The 18,693-nt window shown below is 56.5% G+C and carries 16 protein-coding genes; 8 read left to right on the top strand and 8 right to left on the bottom strand.

Annotated elements, in window-relative coordinates:
- Window positions 1-237 precede the first annotated feature (237 nt).
- The 3 genes from fdhF to LOC22_RS12510 all read left to right on the top strand — a co-directional run bounded on the left by fdhF (window position 238) and on the right by LOC22_RS12510 (window position 3,655).
- Window positions 238-2,385 (top strand): formate dehydrogenase subunit alpha, encoded by a 2,148-nt coding sequence (fdhF, locus tag LOC22_RS12520; RefSeq protein WP_080024796.1) that lies wholly within the window; start codon window positions 238-240, stop codon window positions 2,383-2,385.
- Between the two features lie 321 nt (window positions 2,386-2,706).
- Entirely contained in the window at window positions 2,707-2,859 is a 153-nt protein-coding gene (locus LOC22_RS12515) for a Hok/Gef family protein (protein ID WP_023295770.1), read from the top strand.
- 121 nt (window positions 2,860-2,980) lie between these two features.
- Complete coding sequence (locus LOC22_RS12510; protein WP_015570200.1) at window positions 2,981-3,655, top strand: tetratricopeptide repeat protein; 675 nt, start codon at window positions 2,981-2,983, stop codon at window positions 3,653-3,655.
- 80 nt (window positions 3,656-3,735) lie between these two features.
- Here the strand turns inward: LOC22_RS12510 and gltP are convergent, their stop codons facing one another.
- Window positions 3,736-5,049 carry a glutamate/aspartate:proton symporter GltP gene (gene gltP, locus LOC22_RS12505; protein WP_015570199.1) on the bottom strand — a complete coding sequence of 438 codons (1,314 nt, stop codon included), beginning with the start codon at window positions 5,047-5,049 and terminating at the stop codon, window positions 3,736-3,738.
- A 423-nt stretch (window positions 5,050-5,472) separates the two neighbouring features.
- Here gltP and acs point away from each other — a divergent pair, with 423 nt between their 5' ends.
- The 3 genes from acs to actP all read left to right on the top strand — a co-directional run bounded on the left by acs (window position 5,473) and on the right by actP (window position 9,520).
- A complete protein-coding gene (acs, locus tag LOC22_RS12500) occupies window positions 5,473-7,431 on the top strand; it encodes an acetate--CoA ligase (protein WP_015570198.1) in 1,959 nt (652 codons plus the stop codon).
- Between the two features lie 128 nt (window positions 7,432-7,559).
- Window positions 7,560-7,874, top strand: coding sequence for a DUF485 domain-containing protein (locus LOC22_RS12495; protein WP_047731407.1), 315 nt, complete (start codon window positions 7,560-7,562; stop codon window positions 7,872-7,874).
- On the top strand, window positions 7,871-9,520 hold the full coding sequence (actP, locus tag LOC22_RS12490) for a cation/acetate symporter ActP (protein ID WP_032672106.1): 1,650 nt from the start codon (window positions 7,871-7,873) through the stop codon (window positions 9,518-9,520). The genes LOC22_RS12495 and actP overlap by 4 nt, the downstream gene beginning before the upstream one ends.
- 33 nt (window positions 9,521-9,553) lie before the next feature.
- On the opposite strand, the gene LOC22_RS12485 is transcribed toward actP, so the two are convergent.
- Window positions 9,554-10,243 (bottom strand): LrgB family protein, encoded by a 690-nt coding sequence (locus tag LOC22_RS12485; RefSeq protein WP_017382633.1) that lies wholly within the window; start codon window positions 10,241-10,243, stop codon window positions 9,554-9,556.
- Window positions 10,236-10,646 carry a CidA/LrgA family protein gene (locus LOC22_RS12480; RefSeq protein WP_032668810.1) on the bottom strand — a complete coding sequence of 137 codons (411 nt, stop codon included), beginning with the start codon at window positions 10,644-10,646 and terminating at the stop codon, window positions 10,236-10,238. The genes LOC22_RS12485 and LOC22_RS12480 overlap by 8 nt, the downstream gene beginning before the upstream one ends.
- A 102-nt stretch (window positions 10,647-10,748) precedes the next feature.
- Between LOC22_RS12480 and LOC22_RS12475 the strand changes: the two genes are divergently transcribed.
- The gene (locus LOC22_RS12475) at window positions 10,749-11,636 is read left to right on the top strand and encodes a LysR family transcriptional regulator (protein WP_048973988.1); all 888 of its coding nucleotides are present in this window, start codon (window positions 10,749-10,751) and stop codon (window positions 11,634-11,636) included.
- 75 nt (window positions 11,637-11,711) lie between these two features.
- On the opposite strand, the gene LOC22_RS12470 is transcribed toward LOC22_RS12475, so the two are convergent.
- From LOC22_RS12470 to soxR, 4 genes are all read right to left on the bottom strand, one after another.
- The gene (locus LOC22_RS12470; RefSeq protein ID WP_003860270.1) at window positions 11,712-13,358 is read right to left on the bottom strand and encodes a Na+/H+ antiporter; all 1,647 of its coding nucleotides are present in this window, start codon (window positions 13,356-13,358) and stop codon (window positions 11,712-11,714) included.
- 152 nt (window positions 13,359-13,510) lie between these two features.
- Window positions 13,511-14,860, bottom strand: coding sequence for an NCS2 family permease (gene ghxP, locus LOC22_RS12465; RefSeq protein ID WP_230238937.1), 1,350 nt, complete (start codon window positions 14,858-14,860; stop codon window positions 13,511-13,513).
- A 297-nt stretch (window positions 14,861-15,157) separates the two neighbouring features.
- Window positions 15,158-15,829, bottom strand: coding sequence for a glutathione S-transferase family protein (locus LOC22_RS12460; protein ID WP_017694715.1), 672 nt, complete (start codon window positions 15,827-15,829; stop codon window positions 15,158-15,160).
- A gap of 356 nt (window positions 15,830-16,185) precedes the next feature.
- The gene (gene soxR, locus LOC22_RS12455; protein WP_003860275.1) at window positions 16,186-16,644 is read right to left on the bottom strand and encodes a redox-sensitive transcriptional activator SoxR; all 459 of its coding nucleotides are present in this window, start codon (window positions 16,642-16,644) and stop codon (window positions 16,186-16,188) included.
- 98 nt (window positions 16,645-16,742) lie between these two features.
- On the opposite strand from soxR, the gene soxS reads away from it, so the two are divergent.
- Window positions 16,743-17,069 carry a superoxide response transcriptional regulator SoxS gene (gene soxS / locus LOC22_RS12450; RefSeq protein WP_003860277.1) on the top strand — a complete coding sequence of 109 codons (327 nt, stop codon included), beginning with the start codon at window positions 16,743-16,745 and terminating at the stop codon, window positions 17,067-17,069.
- 6 nt (window positions 17,070-17,075) lie between these two features.
- Here the strand turns inward: soxS and LOC22_RS12445 are convergent, their stop codons facing one another.
- Complete coding sequence (locus LOC22_RS12445; protein WP_015570189.1) at window positions 17,076-18,641, bottom strand: EAL domain-containing protein; 1,566 nt, start codon at window positions 18,639-18,641, stop codon at window positions 17,076-17,078.
- Window positions 18,642-18,693: the final 52 nt, after the last annotated feature.

Genomic DNA, 18,693 nt, shown 5'->3' with positions numbered 1-18,693 from the left:
ATTATGTTAAGTCTGAACCATTCTGCCGCTGGCTCCAGCCGAATTGTTTTTTACGTGACGGAAATTCAATCCATGTCACATCCCCTGCCCTTTCGACACGTCAATTTTGACGATTGGCTGTTTTTCGTCAGGGTTTTGCCCCGCAAAGGGCCGTAAAGTCAGGAAATACCCATAGTAAAAACATGGCATAGAAGCTGCATATTGGGCAGGTAAGAACTGTTTAACTGGAGCAAAGTGATGAAAAAAGTCGTCACGGTTTGCCCTTATTGTGCCTCAGGTTGCAAGATCCACCTGGTGGTCGATAACGGCAAAATCGTCCGGGCGGAAGCGGCGCAGGGTAAAACCAATCAGGGCACGCTGTGCCTGAAAGGGTACTACGGCTGGGATTTTATTAACGATACCCAAATCCTCACGCCGCGCCTGAAAACCCCTATGATCCGCCGCGAGCGCGGCGGCAAGCTGGAAGCCGTCTCCTGGAATGAAGCGCTGGATTACGTCGCCACGCGCCTCAGCGCCATCAAGGCCAAGTATGGCCCGGATGCGATTCAGACCACCGGCTCCTCACGCGGAACCGGGAATGAAACCAACTATGTGATGCAAAAATTCGCGCGCGCCGTTATTGGTACCAATAACGTCGACTGCTGCGCTCGCGTCTGACACGGCCCATCGGTTGCAGGTCTGCACCAGTCGGTCGGTAACGGCGCAATGAGTAATGCCATCAATGAGATAGATAACACCGATCTGGTGTTCATCTTCGGCTATAACCCGGCGGATTCTCACCCTATCGTCGCGAATCACGTTATTCGCGCCAAACAGAACGGGGCGAAAATCATCGTCTGCGATCCGCGTAAAATTGAAACCGCGCGCATTGCGGATATGCACATCGCACTGAAAAACGGCTCGAACATCGCGCTGTTGAATGCGATGGGGCATGTCATTATTGAGGAGAACCTCTACGACCAGGCGTTTGTCGCGAGCCGTACGGAAGGGTTTGAAGAGTATCGCAAGATTGTCGAAGGCTATACGCCGGAGTCAGTAGAGGCGATAACCGGCGTCAGCGCGCAGGAGATCCGCCAGGCGGCGCGGATGTACGCCGGAGCGAAAACCGCCGCCATTCTGTGGGGCATGGGCGTGACCCAGTTCTACCAGGGCGTGGAAACCGTGCGCTCGCTCACCAGCCTCGCCATGCTGACCGGCAATCTGGGTAAAGCGCATGTGGGCGTGAACCCGGTGCGTGGTCAGAATAACGTGCAGGGTGCGTGTGATATGGGCGCGCTGCCGGACACCTATCCGGGCTACCAGTACGTCAAATTCCCGGAAAACCGCGAGAAGTTTGCGAAGGCCTGGGGCGTGGAAAGTCTGCCGGCACACACCGGATACCGCATCAGCGAGCTGCCGCACCGCGCGGCGCACGGTGAAGTACGTGCGGCCTACATCATGGGTGAAGATCCGCTCCAGACCGACGCCGAACTGTCCGCAGTGCGCAAAGGCTTTGAGGATCTGGAGCTGGTGATTGTCCAGGATATCTTTATGACCAAAACCGCGGCGGCGGCGGATGTGATTCTGCCGTCGACCTCCTGGGGCGAGCATGAAGGTGTCTATACGGCGGCAGACCGCGGCTTCCAGCGCTTCTTCAAGGCCGTCGAGCCGAAGTGGGATCTGAAAACGGACTGGCAGATCATCAGCGAAATCGCCACCCGCATGGGCTACCCGATGCACTACAACAACACCCAGGAGATCTGGGACGAGTTGCGGCATCTGTGCCCGGACTTTTATGGGGCAACCTATGAAAAAATGGGTGAGCTGGGCTACATCCAGTGGCCGTGCCGGGATGAATCAGAATCCGATCAGGGGACGTCATACCTCTTTAAAGAGAAGTTCGACACCCCGAACGGGCTGGCGCAGTTCTTCACCTGCGACTGGGTCGCGCCGATCGATAAGCTCACCGACGAGTATCCGATGGTGCTCTCCACCGTGCGTGAAGTGGGCCACTACTCCTGTCGTTCCATGACCGGCAACTGCGCCGCGCTGGCGGCGCTGGCGGATGAACCGGGCTACGCGCAGATCAACACCGCCGATGCCGAACGGCTCGGTATTGAAGATGAAGCGCTGGTGTGGGTGAACTCGCGTAAAGGCCGCATCATTACCCGCGCGCAGGTCAGCGACCGTCCGAACAAAGGCGCGGTCTATATGACCTACCAGTGGTGGATTGGCGCCTGTAACGAACTGGTGACGGAGAACTTAAGCCCGATAACCAAAACGCCGGAGTATAAATACTGCGCCGTAAACGTGGAGCCAATAGCGGATCAACACGCTGCGGAACAGTATGTGATCGACGAATATAACAAGCTGAAAGCCCGCCTGCGCGAAAGTGCAATGGGATGAAGCCGTTAATTAATCGCTGACTAAATGGGGTGAGATATTCACCCCATTATTATTTATGGCATCGCTATTAATTACATCTATATATATTTCTGAAGGCGTCTCGCAGAAAAAATGTAATTTGCGCGAAAATTAATTACATCTTTGCATTTTAATTCAGCGAGATAAGATATGCGGCGGGTGCTTAAGACTTTCTGTCTTGAGCATTGTTGAGGGACAGAAAGTGGAAAGCCCCGGGAAATTTGCATTTACCCGAGGCTACCCCTCAACAACCAACAGGTTGAGAGTAGCCTCTTATTCTTTTTTTCACAAGGAGTAAAAGGCATGACGCCATTAAAAACTACGTTAGGCATCGTCTTTATTATTTGCCTGACGATAGTGATCTTTACCTTTATTACTCGCGATAAGCTCTGTGAGTTTTCAATAAAGAGTGAACATCAGGAGGTGGCGGCGAAATTAGCCTGTAACGCAGGCTAACCTCTTCGGGCGGAACGCGTGTTCCGCCCGGCTTGTGGGATGCTAAGGTCTTAACGCACCCGTTTTTTTCTTCTGTCGCCGCGATTATACTGCGCGGCGTGTACCCAGATGATAAGAATCCATGAAAACCCTTTTTCTGATGTTGTTATTTTTAACCGCGTTTGCCCATGCCGATGAGATAGGCAGCCAGTATAAAAAGCAGGCTGAAGCGGGAGATGCGCGCGCGCAGTATTATCTTGCCGATACCTGGTTCAGTTCCGGCGACAGCGCGCAGGCGGCGCTGTGGGCGGAAAAAGCGGCAAAAGGCGGTGATGTCGACGCCATGGCGCTGCTGTCGCAAATCCACTTTTCGCAGGGCGACTATGCTCAGGCCAAAGCCCTGGCCCAGCAGGCAAACATTGCGGGCAGCAAACGCGGCGCGATCATGCTGGCGCGGGTGCTGGTGAACACGCAGGCGGGCAAAACCGACTACCCGCAGGCCATCGCACTGCTGCAATCGGCGACCGAAGACATCGATAGCGACTCGGCGGTAGACGCGCAACAGCTGCTGGGGCTGATCTATGCCAACGGCGTTGAAGTCCCTCAGGATGACGTGCAGGCCGCATCGTGGTTCAAGCGGAGTTCGGCTCTGTCCCGGACGGGCTATGCGGAGTACTGGGCAGGAATGCTGTTCAGGCAGGGTGAGAAAGGCTTTATCACACCGAATAAGCAGAAAGCGCTTTACTGGTTAAACCTGAGCTGTACCGAAGGGTTTGATACCGGGTGTGAAGAGTTTGATGCGTTGAGCGGGGAGTAACGTGCCGGGTGGCGGCTTCGCCTTACCCGGCCTACAAAACCCGTAGGCCCGGTAAGCGCAGCGCCACCGGGCTTAGGATGTTACTGGTCAGCCGTTTTATCAAAACGACCCAGCACCTCGCGTTCATACGCCAGCGCTTTTTTACGGTCGAACTTGTGTTCCCACTTGGAGATAACCAGCACCGCCAGCGCATTACCCACCACGTTCAGCGCAGTACGCGCCATGTCGAGGATACGGTCCACACCGGCAATAAACGCCAGGCCTTCCAGCGGAATACCGACGCTGCCCAGCGTCGCCAGCAGCACCACGAAGGAGACGCCCGGCACGCCTGCGATGCCTTTTGAAGTCACCATCAGCGTCAGAACCAGCACGATCTCCTGCCACAGCGACAGGTCAATGCCGTACAGCTGCGCGATAAAGATTGCCGCAATACTCTGATACAGCGTCGAACCATCCAGGTTAAAGGAGTAGCCCGTTGGCACCACGAAGCTGGTAATGGACGCCGGCGCACCGTAGGCCTCCATCTTCTCAATGATACGCGGCAGCACGCTCTCGGAGCTTGCCGTGGAGTAGGCCAGAATCAGCTCATCCTTCAGGATGCGGATCAGGATCCAGATGCTGAGCCCGCACAGGCGCGCCACAATGCCCAGCACTACCAGCGCGAAGAACAGAATCGCGAAGTGCACCAGAATCACCAGCTTCGCCAGCGGCCACAGGGAGGCAAAGCCGAAGTTCGCTACGGTTACCGCAATCAGCGCGAATACCCCGACCGGCGCATAACGCATCACCATGTGGGTGACTTTGAACATGGTTTCGGAGACAGATCGGAACACGGTGACCAGCGGTTCACGGTGCGTCGCGGGCAGGGAAGAAAGCCCCAGACCAAAGAGTACCGAGAAGAAGATGATCGGCAGCATCTCGCCCTTCGCCATGGACGCGATAATGTTGGTCGGCACCAGCGACAGAATAGTCCCCATCAGCCCATGCGAATGGCTCTGCACATCGGCGGTTGTGCTTTGGTATTTCGAAATATCCACCGTCGCCAGCTGCGACATATCGATCCCGGCACCAGGCTGGAACACATTCGCAAGGGTGATGCCAAGAACGATGGCAACCGTGGTGATCACTTCGAAATAGAGAATAGTTTTAACGCCGATGCGGCCTAACTGTTTCGCATCACCGACACCCGCGATACCGACCACCAGCGTCGAGATCACAATCGGCACAACAATCATCTTGATCAGATGAATAAAGATATCGCCCGCAGGGGAGAGAAGGTTCGCAATCAGCCACTCGCGGCTGTCGCTATGATAATGGAGGTAACTGCCCAGCAAGATGCCCAGCACAAGGGCCAGCAGGATCTGCCAGGCCAGGCTGACTTTCAAATTTTTCATAGAAACTGACTTCCTCAATGAAATCTCCGTACCATCAAAACTGCATGAATATGGAGACATACTGAAAGGGTATGAATTGTGTTGCGTTGGTTTATGGGATTTTTTAACGCGCCGTATGAGTATCATTTGCACGGCATGCTGCGCAAGCCTTAAAGAACAAGGCATTTCACTGCAAAAAGTGTCATTGACGGCAATTTATAGCAATTCGCATAAATAACCATTTGTTATACAAAATATTTTCACTTCAAAAAAGTGAATAATTCTTCAGGTGAATTATTTCCCTTCAAAGTTTCATTCGCTCAATTTTCATACTCTTCAGACATTGCGTGATCTGTCGCCCAAATACTAAACAAAGCTTGTAAAGCCCCTACTATTAACGTTTTTGCGACATATTATTAACATCTTACAAGGAGAAAAAAAGCCATGAGCCAAATACACAAACACGACATTCCCGCAAACATTGCGGACCGTTGCCTGATAAGCCCGGAGCAATACCAGGAGAAATACCAGCAGTCCGTTTCCAGCCCTGACGCGTTCTGGGGTGAGCAGGGCCACATCCTCGACTGGATCAAACCTTATCAGAAGGTAAAGAACACCTCTTTCGCGCCGGGCAACGTCTCCATTAAATGGTATGAAGACGGCACGCTGAACCTGGCGGCGAACTGCCTGGACCGCCATCTTGCTGAACGCGGCAACGAAACGGCCATCATCTGGGAAGGCGACGATGCCTCTCAGAGTAAACACATCTCGTATAAAGAACTTCATCGCGACGTGTGCCGCTTTGCCAACGTGCTGCTGGCCCAGGGCATTAAAAAAGGCGATGTGGTGGCGATCTATATGCCAATGGTGCCGGAAGCCGCCGTGGCTATGCTGGCCTGCGCGCGCATCGGTGCGATCCACTCCGTTATCTTCGGCGGTTTCTCGCCGGAGGCGGTTGCCGGGCGTATTGTCGACTCGAATTCGAAGCTGGTGATCACCGCTGACGAGGGCGTGCGCGCCGGGCGCGGTATTCCGCTGAAGAAAAACGTTGATGAAGCGCTGAAAAACCCGAACGTGAAATCCATCAGTAACGTCATTGTCTTCAAACGCACGGGCGGCAAAATCGACTGGCACGAGGGGCGCGACCTGTGGTGGAGCGATCTGATTGAAAACGCGAGCGACCAGCATCAGCCTGAAGAGATGAACGCGGAAGATCCGCTGTTTATCCTGTATACCTCCGGCTCCACCGGTAAGCCGAAAGGCGTACTGCATACCACCGGCGGCTATCTGGTTTACGCGGCCACCACCTTTAAATACGTTTTCGACTACCATCCGGGCGACATCTACTGGTGTACCGCCGACGTGGGCTGGGTGACCGGTCATAGCTACCTGCTGTACGGCCCGCTGGCCTGCGGCGCAACGACGCTGATGTTTGAAGGCGTACCGAACTGGCCGACCCCGGCGCGTATGTGCCAGGTGGTTGATAAGCATCAGGTCAACATTCTCTACACCGCGCCAACGGCGATCCGCGCGCTGATGGCAGAAGGAGATAAAGCTATCGAAGGGACCGACCGCTCTTCCCTGCGTATCCTCGGCTCCGTGGGCGAGCCGATCAACCCCGAAGCCTGGGAGTGGTACTGGAAGAAGATCGGCAACGAGAAGTGCCCGGTGATGGATACCTGGTGGCAGACCGAAACCGGCGGCTTCATGATCACCCCGATGCCGGGTGCCACGCAGCTGAAAGCCGGTTCGGCCACCCGTCCGTTCTTCGGCGTGCAGCCTGCGCTGGTGGACAACGAAGGCAATCCGCAGGAAGGCGCTACCGAGGGCAACCTGGTGATCGTCGATTCCTGGCCTGGCCAGGCGCGTACCCTGTTCGGCGACCATGAGCGCTTCGAGCAGACCTACTTCTCGACCTTCAAAAACATGTACTTCAGCGGCGACGGCGCGCGCCGGGATGAAGACGGTTATTACTGGATCACCGGACGCGTGGACGACGTGCTGAACGTCTCCGGCCACCGTCTGGGCACGGCGGAGATTGAGTCTGCGCTGGTGTCGCATCCGAAAATTGCCGAAGCGGCGGTTGTCGGCATTCCTCACAACATCAAAGGCCAGGCGATCTACGCCTACGTCACTCTGAACCACGGCGAAGAGCCGTCGCCAGAGCTGTATACCGAGGTGCGCAACTGGGTGCGTAAAGAGATCGGCCCGCTTGCCACGCCGGACGTGCTGCACTGGACCGACTCGCTGCCGAAAACCCGTTCCGGCAAGATTATGCGCCGTATCCTGCGCAAAATCGCGGCGGGCGACACCAGTAACCTCGGTGATACCTCAACGCTGGCCGATCCTGGCGTGGTGGACAAACTGCTCGAAGAGAAGCAGGCCATCGCAATGCCTTCCTAGTGTTTTCTCCCTCTCCCCGTGGGAGAGGGCCGGGGTGAGGGCATCAGACCGCACCTTCCTCCCCTCACCCTCTCCCCACAGGGGAGAGGGGATAAAAACAAACCAACCTTACTTCTGGAGACTCTGTGATGAATAACGATATTTGTCAGCAGATAGAGAATAGTGCGCACTACAGGGAGCTCGTCGAAAAACGGCAACGGTTTGCCTTCATCCTTTCCATCATCATGCTGATTATCTACGTCGGCTTTATTCTGCTGATCGCCTTTGCGCCGCACTGGCTGGGCACCCCGCTGCATGAGGGTACCAGCGTCACGCGCGGTATTCCGATTGGGATTGGCGTGATCATCATTTCGTTTGTGCTCACGGGTGTGTACGTCTGGCGTGCGAACGGTGAATTCGATCGTCTTAACAAAGAAGTTCTGCGCGAGGTAAAAGCATCATGAAGCGAGTCCTGACGGCGCTAGCCGCCACACTTCCCTTTGCGGCACACGCGGCGGATGCCATTACCGGCGAGGTCCAGCGCCAGCCAACCAACTGGCAGGCGATTATCATGTTCCTGATTTTCGTGGTGCTGACGCTGTACATCACTTACTGGGCGTCGAAACGCGTACGCTCCCGTAACGATTACTACACCGCGGGCGGAAACATTACCGGCTTCCAGAACGGGCTGGCGATAGCGGGGGACTTTATGTCCGCCGCCTCGTTCCTTGGGATTTCCGCGCTGGTGTATACCTCCGGGTATGACGGCCTGATCTACTCCCTCGGCTTCCTCGTCGGCTGGCCAATCATTCTGTTCCTGATTGCCGAGCGCCTGCGTAACCTGGGACGCTATACCTTTGCTGACGTCGCCTCCTATCGCCTGAAGCAGGGGCCGATTCGCTCCCTTTCCGCCTGCGGTTCGCTGGTGGTGGTGGCGCTCTATCTGATCGCCCAGATGGTCGGCGCGGGCAAACTGATCGAGCTGCTGTTCGGCCTGAACTACCACGTCGCGGTGGTGCTGGTCGGCGTGCTGATGGTGATGTACGTCCTGTTCGGCGGCATGCTGGCCACCACCTGGGTACAGATCATCAAAGCGGTACTGCTGCTGTTCGGCGCCAGCTTTATGGCCTTTATGGTGATGAAGCACGTCGGGTTCAGCTTCAATAATCTGTTTACCGAAGCGATGGCGGTCCACCCGAAAGGGGAAGCGATCATGAGCCCGGGCGGGCTGGTGAAAGATCCGATATCCGCGCTCTCGCTCGGTCTCGGCCTGATGTTCGGTACCGCTGGCCTGCCGCACATCCTGATGCGTTTCTTCACGGTGTCAGATGCGCGTGAAGCGCGTAAGAGCGTCTTCTACGCCACCGGCTTTATGGGCTACTTCTACATTCTGACCTTTATCATCGGCTTCGGCGCAATCATGCTGGTGGGGGCAAACCCGGCGTTCAAAGACGCGGCGGGCGCGCTTATCGGCGGTAACAACATGGCGGCGGTGCATCTGGCCGACGCGGTGGGCGGCAACCTGTTCCTCGGCTTTATCTCTGCCGTGGCCTTTGCCACCATCCTCGCGGTGGTTGCAGGGCTGACGCTGGCCGGCGCGTCGGCGGTTTCGCATGACCTTTACGCCAACGTTTTCCGTAAAGGCGCGAGCGAGCGCGATGAGCTGAAGGTCTCAAAAATCACCGTGCTGGTGCTGGGCGTCGTCGCCATCCTGCTGGGGATTTTGTTCGAGAAGCAGAACATTGCCTTTATGGTGGGACTGGCCTTCTCGATTGCGGCAAGCTGTAACTTCCCGATCATTCTGCTCTCCATGTACTGGTCAAAACTGACCACCCGTGGGGCGATGATTGGCGGCTGGCTGGGCCTGCTGACGGCGGTGATTCTGATGATCCTCGGCCCGACCATCTGGGTGCAGATCCTCGGTCACGAAAGCGCTATCTTCCCGTATGAATACCCGGCGCTGTTCTCCATTGCCGTGGCGTTTATCGGGATCTGGATTTTCTCTGCCACCGATAATTCACCGGAGGGTAACCTGGAGCGTGAAAAATTCCGCGCCCAGTTTATCCGCTCGCAAACCGGCCTGGGCGTTGAGCAGGGCCGCGCGCACTAAGCCTTTTCTCCCCGGTCGCTCTGGCCGGGGAGCTTAAAACATCACCCACGCCACCAGCGGCGCAATCAGCACCATCGTGACGCCCGAAAGCATCATCACCAGGCTCGCGACCACGCCCTCCTGCTGTCCCAGCTCATACGAACGTGCCGTCCCCGCCCCGTGCGACGCCGCGCCAAACCCCGCGCCTTTCGCCATCCCTTCGCGAATGGAAAGCCGCAGAAACAGCACATCCCCCACTGCCATGCCGAAGACGCCCGTCACCACCACAAACAGCGCCACCAGATCCGGCTGGCCACCGAGCGGTTTGGCGGCTGCCAGCGCAAACGGCGTGGTCACCGAACGCACCGCCAGGCTGCGCTGGATTTCATCCGACAGGGTAAACAGCCGCGCCAGCCAGACCGAGCTGCACACCGCCACCACCGTCGCGGTGACGACGCCCGCGCCGAGCGACATCCAGTGGCGTCGGATAATAGCGAGGTTGTCATAAACGGGTACGGCGAAGGCGATGGTCGCCGGGCCGAGCAGCCACAGTAGCCAGTGGGATTCGCCAATGTAGTTCTGCCAGGAGATATGGCCGAAGACCAGCATCAGCACCAGCAGGATCGGCGTAAAGACCAGCGGCATCAGCGGCAGCGCGCGAAAGCGGCGATACAGGCGCTTGTTGGCAAAGTAGATGACGACTGTCGCAATCAGGCACAGCACGCTTATCTGAAAGTTAGTCATGCGTCTGCCTGCTGATTTCAAAGCGATACACTTTATCCACCACCCAGGCGGTGGCACCCAGCACCATCAGCGTGCTCAGGGCGATAACCGCAAAGATGCGCCAGCCGTCGACCATCAGCAGCTGGGCATAGTTCACCACCGCCACCACGGCCGGCACAAAGAACAGCAGCATCTCCGCCAGCAGCCAGCGTGCGCCGGCCCGCACCCAGCTAAGGGGCAACGCGCGACAGAGGATCAGCGTCAGCAACAGCACCATCCCCACCAGGTTGGCGGGTAAAGGCAGATGCAGCCAGTCGACAAGATATTCCGCGAAAACAAACAGTCCCGCGTAAAGCAGTACCTGAACCGGTACCTGGAGTCGTTGAACAACGGCAGGCGTAACACGGCTTAACGCCACGGCCATGGGGGTTTTCCTCAGAAATGAGACGAGGCGCCAGTATAGTGAGCGTACGGTATCGACTGAAATGAATTAAAATCATCGAAGGTATAGTTTCGAGGAATAATCATGGACATAAGAACGCTGCGCTATTTTGTCGAGGTGGTTCGCCAGCAAAGTTTTACCCGCGCAGCGGAGAAGTTATTCGTAACCCAGCCAACCATCAGCAAGATGCTGAAAAACCTCGAAGATGAGCTGAACTGTACCCTGCTGATCCGCGACGGACGCAAGCTACTGCTGACCGATACCGGTCGCGTGGTGTTCGAGCGCGGGCTGGCAATTCTGGCGGAGTTCCGCCAGCTGGAGGCCGAGCTTGGGGACATCAACCATCTGACAAAAGGGCTGCTGCGGCTCGGTATTCCGCCGATGGTCGGCATGATGATGGCCGGCCCGATAAGCCTGTTTCGTCAGCGCTATCCCGGCGTTGAGCTAAAAATTGCTGAATTTGGCGGCCTGACCGTGCAGCAGGCGGTGATGAACGGCGAACTGGACGTGGCGATGACCGCGCTCCCTGTTGAGGAGGAGAGCGGACTGGCGACGCTGCCGCTCTTTAGCCACCCGCTGTGCGTGCTGGTGCCCCGCTCCGGCGACTGGCTTAGGATAGACTCGGTGAAACCCGAGTTGCTCGGTGAACACCCGCTGCTGATCTACAACGAAGATTTCGCCTTAAGCCGCCAGCTGATGGCGCTGTTTAACCAGCATAACGTGAAGCCGCGCATTGCGGTGCGCAGCGGCCAGTGGGATTTTCTGGCGGCGATGGTACAGGCGGGCGTGGGGATTGCCATTCTGCCGCAGCCGATCTGCGAGCGGCTGGATAAAAATACGCTGCGCTGGATCCCGCTGGAGAGCGACCTGCACTGGCAGCTGGGGATGATCTGGCGTGAAGGGGTCTATCTGTCGCACAGCGCGCAGGCGTGGTTGCAATGCTGTGAGGGGTTTTGGGTACCCTCACCCTAACCCTCTCCCACAGGGAGAGGGAACCGATCGAGCACGTAGGCCCGGTAAGCGCAGCGCCACCGGGCAATTACAGCGCTACTGATTCTCTATCAACAACGCTTCCAGCAGGTCCAGATCGTGCAGCAGCTTTTGCAGCGTCTCGTTGCTGATCTGCCGCGTCGCGCGCAGGTGATACAGCTCGGCACGCTCGGAGCGCAGCGCCGCCAGGCGGAAACGGCGTTCGAGGTTCTCTTCCTGCAACGAACTTTCCACGTCGTTACGTCCGTCAGCACGGCGACGCAAATTACCGATCACGCGTGAACTGACTTCCTTCAGCAGCTGGTTATCAATGTTCTCTTCGGCATCGGCGGCCAGACGCTCTTCCATCTTCTCGATGGCGACAATGGCCACTTCCGCCGTCGCCGCACGGGCAATCCGCTCTTCTTTGTGCTGCTGCGAGGAGTCCCCCGCGTCAATATGTTGCAGCAGAATCGGCAGCATAATCACGCCGACAAACAGCGAGAAGAGGATCACGCCCGCCGCCAGGAACACCAGCTCGTAGCGCGCCGGGAAGACGTCGCCCGTCGGCAGCAGCAGAGGAATGGAGAGCACACCAGCAAGGGTGATCGCCCCGCGAACGCCCGCGAAAGAGGCAATCAGCAGCTCGCGCGTGGTCCACGAGCCGAACTCCATCGGCTTTTTGGTCAGGAAGCGAACGCTGAATTTCTTCATCGTCCACAGCCAGCCGAAACGCACCAGCATCAGCGCAAGGTAGATGAGCACGATATCGGTAAACAGCATCCAGACTTCAACGTTTGGATCCGCTTCGGCCGCAATCAGCGAGGATTCCATAATGCCCGGCAGTTGCAGGCCCAACAGCAGGAACACCATGCCGTTAAACACAAACTCGAGCATGGCCCAGGTACTGTTCGCACGCAGGCGCATCGCCAGCGGCGCGCGGCGCATTACGCCGGAGCGGGTGATGGTCATCCCCGCGGCTACCGCCGCCAGAATACCCGACACGCCGATGTGTTCGGCGATCAGGTAAGAGGCAAACGGCAGCAGGAACAGCAGGACGATCTGCGTAGCGGGTTCGTCGCCACCCCAGCGGCTGAGGAAGCGCAGCGAGCGTCCGTACAGCCAGCTCACGACGAAGCCCGCAAGGATACCGCCAATCGCCACCTTGAAGAATTCCAGGGTCGCGCCGCCGACGGTAAAGACCATGGTGCCCATGGCAACCGCCACGGCAAACTTCAGGGCGACCAGGCCAGAGGCGTCGTTCATCAGCGCCTCGCCCTGCAAAATGCCCATGATTTTCTTTGGAATGCGCCCTTCGCCCACAATGCCGGACAGCGCCACGGCGTCGGTAGGCGACAGCACGGCAGCCAGCGCAAAAGCGGGTATGAGCGGGATCCCCGGTACGGCCCAGTAGATCAGAAAACCAATCCCGACCACGGTAACCACCACCAGCGCCAGCGCCAGGCCGAAGATCTCTCGCCCGTGCTCCAGAAATTCGCGCGTCGGCGTTTTCCAGCCATCGGCAAACAGCAGCGGCGGGATAAACAGCACGAGGAACAGTTCCGGATCGAACTCCACGTGCAGACCGAACGTCGGCCACGCCAGCAGCGCACCGATAGCTATTTGCATTAAAGGCAGGGGGACCTGGAAGGGCAGTACGCGTGTAACCACCCCGGATAATGAGACCACAAGGGTCATGATGAGTATTGTGAAGAAAATTTCCATGCGTTCCCTGTTTGCTGTGTTTCTTATATGCCAAACCTGAGGCGTCGTGCCTCTTATTCTATCCTCTCCAGAGTAACGTAAAAGGCAACAGGATGAGTCCTGAAAATAAAAACGGGCGGCCTGAGCCACCCGTTTTCGCATAAAAAGTCAATTCAGATGGCCCAGCCGCCCGCGTAGAACGCGACCAGCGCAACGGCGATGAACACGGTCCCGATGTTCAGCTTACGCCACTCACCGGAAACCAGACGCCCAATCACCAGCGAGGCGAAACCGATCATAATGCCGGTCACGATGTTACAGGTCAGCACGATGAATACCGCAGTGATCAGGCCGGACATGGCATCAACAAAATCCGCGAAGTCGATTTTCGCCACGTTGCTCAGCATCAGCAGGCCGACGTACATCAGCGCAGGTGCGGTCGCGTAAGCTGGCACCAGATAAGAGAGCGGAGAGAGGAACAGGATCAGCAGGAACAGTACGCCAACGGTGATGGCCGTCAGGCCGGTTTTACCGCCTGCCGCCGTACCCGCTGCGGACTCAATGTACACCGCCGCAGGCGCCGCACCCACCAGGCCAGAGAAGACGCTGCTCAGGGAGTCGGTGGTCAGCGCTTTGCCGCCGTCAATAATCTGTCCGTCTTTATCCAGCAGGTTCGCCTGACCGGCCACCGCGCGGATGGTGCCGGTGGCGTCAAACACCGCGGTCATTACCAGCGCCAGCACGCTTGGCAGGATCACCGGGTTCAGCGCGCCCACAATATCCAGGCTGCCAATCAGGGAGTTGCCGTTGTCATCGCTCAGCGACGGCATGGCGAAAATCCCGGAGAAATGAACGGTCGGGTCGAAGATCAGGCCGACGATGGACACGCCGATAATGGTCAGCAGAATGCCGCCCGGCACTTTCAGTTTTTCCAGGCCAATGATCACCGCCAGACCCACCAGCGACATGATCACCGGGAAGCTCGCGAAGTTACCCAGCGCAACCGGCAGGCCGTCCAGCGGGTTCTTGATGACCAGACCCACGCCGTTGGCAGCGATCAGCAGCAGGAACAGGCCAATACCGATGCCGGTGCCGTGCGCCACGCCCTGCGGCAGGTTGCGCAAAATCCAGCTACGAATGCCGGTCGCTGAAATCACGGTGAACAGCACGCCCATCAGGAACACGGCGCCGAGCGCTACCGGGACGCTGATATGCTGGCCCAGCACCAGGCTGAAGGCGGTGAACGCGGTCAGGGAGATGGCGCACCCGATCGCCAGAGGCAGGTTCGCCCACAGGCCCATCACAATCGAACCCACACCCGCAACCAGGCAGGTGGCAACGAAGACCGCCGCTGGCGGGAAGCCCGCTTTGCCGAGCATGCCCGGCACCACGATGACGGAGTACACCATCGCCAGAAACGTGGTCAGACCGGCAACAACTTCCTGGCGCACGGTGCTGCCGCGAGCAGAAATTTTAAACATGGCGTCAAGTGAACCGCCGGTACGCGCAGATGGCGTAGACATAGAAAACATCCCCTGAAAATTTTTATTGAAAGTCCGTAAGCGTGGTGGAGACTCCACTGCCAGCGAAACGTCAAATCCTTGTGCTGCGTTTGCGACGAAAGGGGCGTCACAAAAAAAGCAAACGTTTAGCTCCGCGCTTACAAAACGGGTGGTCAAATGTAGGCAAACGATTATCTAGCCTAATACCCGCCCTTTTCAACTGAACTTTCTCGTTTTTCGCTAAAATTGCCTCATGACGATGAAGAATTAAGCAGAGGATGCGCAAACGTTATCGTCCATGCGCAATTTCGTTACATTTCATCCCTCGCCGGGGATCGTCAGCGGGCCGCCTTTCGCAAGCGTTGTCTGCCAGCCCGGACGTGCCTCCACTCTCTGTTTCCACGCCGCTATGTGGTCGAGATTGTCGATGCCGCCTCTCGCCAGCAGGGCGAAGAGGGGAAAACTCATCTGGATATCAGCCATGGTCAGCGTGTCACCGGCAAACCAGCTGTTTTCTGCAAGATGATCGTTAATAAAGCGCGCATGCGTTTCCAGCTGGCGGTTGAGATACGCTTTTTGCACCCCCTGCCCCAGCGCCTTACCCAGCGTGCGCAGGCCAAACGGGACGGGTGGTTTACCGAGGCTGTTGAATACCAGCTTCATTAACAGCAGCGGCATCAGAGACCCTTCGGCGTAATGCAGCCAGAAGCGATACTGCACTTTATGGGCGGGATCTAACGGTTTGAATCGTGACGCCGAATCGTACGTTTCCTGAAGATATTCCAGAATCGCGCCTGATTCGGCCAGCACCAGTCCGTTATCTTCCAGTACCGGGGATTTCCCCAGCGGATGCACTTTTTTGAGCGAATCCGGTGCAAGCATGGATTTCTCGCGCTGGTAGCGCACAATCTCATACGTCAGACCCAGCTCTTCCAGCGCCCAGAGGACGCGATGTGAACGAGACTGATTAAGGTGGTGGACCGTTAGCATGATGTTCTCCGGTGATTCATACTTTTTAACTATAGAAAACTGAACAACTTCACGAAAAAAATTCGGCTAAAATCTCACCGTCTCCGGTGGCAAAAACGGCGGCCGGGCATAGAATTAAAGTGTCAGTACAAACCGGAACCTCCTCCACAAGCTCGACACGAGGGGTACTGATGTCGGGGGAAACCCTCCCGTGAGCCAGCGGGATAGAGAGAAAGACAAAGACCGGAAAAAACTAAAGCGCCCTTAGTGGCGCTTTAGTTCTTTATGCTTGTTGCCGGGTGGCGGCTGCGCCTTACCCGGCCTGCAAAACCGAGAGCGTAGGCCGGGTAAGCGAAGCGCCACCCGGCAAACACCTCTCAATCCTCCTCCAGCAACCGCGCCCCTGTTCCCTGCTCGCCCAGCCTGTCACCCGGGTTACGCAGCGGACAATCGCTGCGTGATAAACACCCGCAACCAATGCAGCCGTCCAGCTCATCGCGCAGGGCCACCAGCGTGTGAATACGACGATCCAGTTCTTCTCGCCACTGGGACGACAGCTGCTTCCACTCCTTCGCGCTCAGCGAGTGCCCTTCCGGCAATACGCCGAACGCGTCACCGATGGTGGCCAGAGGAATGCCGATACGTTGCGCAATTTTGATGATCGCCACGTAGCGGAGCACATCGCGGGTGTAGCGCCGCTGGTTTCCGGCGTTACGGATACTTTTTATTAACCCTTTGCTTTCATAGAAGTGGAGTGCCGACACCGCCACACCGCTTCGCTTAGCCACTTCACCGGGGGTTAACAGCGCTTTGATGCGCGGTAATCTCTTTTCCATAAAACCTCTTTACCTCAAGTTAACTTGAGGAATTATACTCCCCCGCAGAGAAAACGACGAATCAACCAGGACAGATGTCTCCACAGAGGGGTAACCTTATGTCGCATCAGCAAATTATTCAGACACTTATTGAATGGATTGATGAACATATCGACCAGCCGTTGAACATTGATGTGGTCGCTAAGAAGTCGGGCTATTCGAAATGGTATTTACAGAGAATGTTCCGCACCGTAATGCATCAAACGCTGGGTGATTACATTCGCCAGCGCAGGCTCCTGCTGGCGGCGCAGGCGTTACGCTCAACGCAGCGGCCCATTTTTGATATCGCAATGGATCTGGGCTATGTGTCGCAGCAGACCTTTTCCCGCGTCTTCCGCCGCGAGTTTGACCGTACGCCGAGCGACTACCGCCATCAGCTCAATTAATGCGTGTTAACGCAAGGGTTGCTGCTGCCAGGCCATAAATGCCTGGGGCGGCATCGCTTTCGCGAAGTGCCATCCCTGACAATACTGCACGCCACGCTTCAGTAACCAGCTCACCTGCTCCCCCGTCTCGACCCCTTCCGCAATGGTTTTCAGCCGCAGGCTTTGCGCCATCTCAATGATGTGCTCGGCAATCAGGTGGCTGGTGCTGTTGGTGGTTAAGGTATCGATAAAGGATTTGTCGATTTTCAGGATATCGACGTTCAGCGAATAGAGGTTATGCAGGTTAGAGTAGCCGGTTCCGAAATCATCAATCGCCACTTCATACCCCGCCTGGCGAAACGCCTGAATGACCGGCGTGGTTTTCGGCACGTCAATAAACCCCCGCTCCGTCACCTCAATTTTGATTTGCTGCGCGCGAACCGAGTAAAAGCGGGCTTTGTCGGAGATCAGGGCGATAAGACGCGAAGAGTGAAAATCCGACGCCGACAGGTTAATCGAGACATACAGATCGGGATGAGCGGCAAGAAAATGGCCCAGATCGCTGAACACCTCCTCCACGACGTAATCCGTAATGCGCTCAATCATCCCCTCTTTTTCTGCCAGGGGAATAAATTCCGCCGGGCTCATAACCTGACCGTTGAATCCAGGCCAGCGCAACAACGCCTCTGCCCCCACGCACTGGTTATTTTTAATATCAATAATGGGCTGATAATGGACGCACAGCTGGCGTTTATTCAGCGCCCGATGCAGAAGTCGGCCAGGCGAATTGAATTCACGGTGTGTACGCGACCACACCAGCAGAATAATAATGCTGCAAATTATCCCCAGCGGTAGCGTCAGGGTAGCCTGATGATAAAGCGTTTTATAAAAACGGGCGCTGGAGGTTGAAACGATGGCCGCAATCGGCCGCTGCCCGGATTTCACGATCGTATAAAAACGGTCACCTTTCTGAAAAGTCGTTTCCTGATGTCGAAGCATCGAATGCAATAAAGAAATATTGGCTTTCTGGCTTACAGAAAAGAATGCATTGCTGACGGTGTCATACACCCCCCACGACAGGGAACGATCGTCTGACATCACCTCACTGTACGAAAGCGGGTTGACCACTGCGACATAATTTCCGCGCTGCATATATATCATTTTATAACCATCAAAAAATGGCGTATCGCGAAAATAATAGATAGCAACGTCGGGTTTACGTGTGTAATTGGCAGCGGGAATGGTGTAAGGATGATCCGGCGTAAAAAGGGTCGAGCAGAGAAACGACTGGCCTTCAGCATAAATTAAATCGGCAACAAAAAGACGACCGCGGGAAACGTTCAACATATATTGACGATGCTCCGGCGTACACACTTTTCCCTGATATTTTTCCGCGTCTTCCCGGGCCAGATCAACCTGTTGAATAACCCGTTCAGTTTTGTTTAAAGCAAGTTCAGCAAACGTGCGCAGCTGGGCGCTGATTTCCGACACGGCTCTAAGCTGGGCAAACCATAGCGCGAGCATCACCGGCAGCATAACTACCATGATAATCCCGACCACTTTGAGCATGTTGCGCAGCGCGCTACGATTCATTTCCCGCTCTGTATCCCTGCATGTTGTACGCCTGTAGCAATGAAGACCGGCT

This window comes from Enterobacter sp. AN-K1, assembly GCF_020971765.1.
Classification (GTDB): Bacteria; Pseudomonadota; Gammaproteobacteria; order Enterobacterales; family Enterobacteriaceae; genus Enterobacter; species Enterobacter hormaechei_C.
This window is presented reverse-complemented; position numbering and strand designations above follow the sequence as displayed.

Bases quoted from the DNA above. Each gene is read 5' to 3' on its own strand.
- ghxP (WP_230238937.1), bottom strand. From the start codon at position 14,860: ATGTCTACGCCATCTGCGCGTACCGGCGGTTCACTTGACGCCATGTTT.
- actP (WP_032672106.1), top strand. From the start codon at position 7,871: ATGAAGCGAGTCCTGACGGCGCTAGCCGCCACACTTCCCTTTGCGGCA.
- LOC22_RS12515 (WP_023295770.1), top strand. From the start codon at position 2,707: ATGACGCCATTAAAAACTACGTTAGGCATCGTCTTTATTATTTGCCTG.
- LOC22_RS12475 (WP_048973988.1), top strand. From the start codon at position 10,749: ATGGACATAAGAACGCTGCGCTATTTTGTCGAGGTGGTTCGCCAGCAA.
- LOC22_RS12470 (WP_003860270.1), bottom strand. From the start codon at position 13,358: ATGGAAATTTTCTTCACAATACTCATCATGACCCTTGTGGTCTCATTA.
- LOC22_RS12485 (WP_017382633.1), bottom strand. From the start codon at position 10,243: ATGACTAACTTTCAGATAAGCGTGCTGTGCCTGATTGCGACAGTCGTC.
- soxR (WP_003860275.1), bottom strand. From the start codon at position 16,644: ATGGAAAAGAGATTACCGCGCATCAAAGCGCTGTTAACCCCCGGTGAA.
- LOC22_RS12495 (WP_047731407.1), top strand. From the start codon at position 7,560: ATGAATAACGATATTTGTCAGCAGATAGAGAATAGTGCGCACTACAGG.
- gltP (WP_015570199.1), bottom strand. From the start codon at position 5,049: ATGAAAAATTTGAAAGTCAGCCTGGCCTGGCAGATCCTGCTGGCCCTT.
- LOC22_RS12480 (WP_032668810.1), bottom strand. From the start codon at position 10,646: ATGGCCGTGGCGTTAAGCCGTGTTACGCCTGCCGTTGTTCAACGACTC.
- acs (WP_015570198.1), top strand. From the start codon at position 5,473: ATGAGCCAAATACACAAACACGACATTCCCGCAAACATTGCGGACCGT.
- soxS (WP_003860277.1), top strand. From the start codon at position 16,743: ATGTCGCATCAGCAAATTATTCAGACACTTATTGAATGGATTGATGAA.
- LOC22_RS12445 (WP_015570189.1), bottom strand. From the start codon at position 18,641: ATGAATCGTAGCGCGCTGCGCAACATGCTCAAAGTGGTCGGGATTATC.
- LOC22_RS12510 (WP_015570200.1), top strand. From the start codon at position 2,981: ATGAAAACCCTTTTTCTGATGTTGTTATTTTTAACCGCGTTTGCCCAT.
- LOC22_RS12460 (WP_017694715.1), bottom strand. From the start codon at position 15,829: ATGCTAACGGTCCACCACCTTAATCAGTCTCGTTCACATCGCGTCCTC.